This is a genomic window from Psychrobacter sp. TB20-MNA-CIBAN-0197 (assembly GCF_040309765.1).
In the GTDB taxonomy this organism is placed as follows: Bacteria; Pseudomonadota; Gammaproteobacteria; order Pseudomonadales; family Moraxellaceae; genus Psychrobacter; species Psychrobacter submarinus.
In genome coordinates this window covers 1-261 of record NZ_JBEOPC010000838.1, presented here as the reverse complement: position 1 = coordinate 261, position 261 = coordinate 1, and the positions used below count along the sequence as shown (strand labels likewise).

At 57.1% G+C, this 261-nt stretch carries 1 protein-coding gene; it reads left to right on the top strand.

From position 1 onward, the window contains the following. The coding region (locus tag AAEY83_RS16220; RefSeq protein WP_351060661.1) for a hypothetical protein at positions 1-261 on the top strand (261 nt) is incomplete at both ends.

Genomic DNA, 261 nt, shown 5'->3' with positions numbered 1-261 from the left:
ACTGGAGCGGGTGATCACCGTTCAGGAAAAGGACTGCGACCATCCCGACAAGGACGGTCTCATTCAGACACGCACGCTTTATTCTGCCCTGCATGATTCGGTCGGTCACAAGGTGAAAGTGACGCTGACTGATTGGCGTGATGGCAAGCCTTGTCCGGTCAGTACCCGCTACGAATTCGATTCCTGGGGCCAGGTCAGCAAGACGCTGCACGATGATGGGCGTATCGAACACAGCGAAGCGGATCCGGTGCTTCGCCAGCA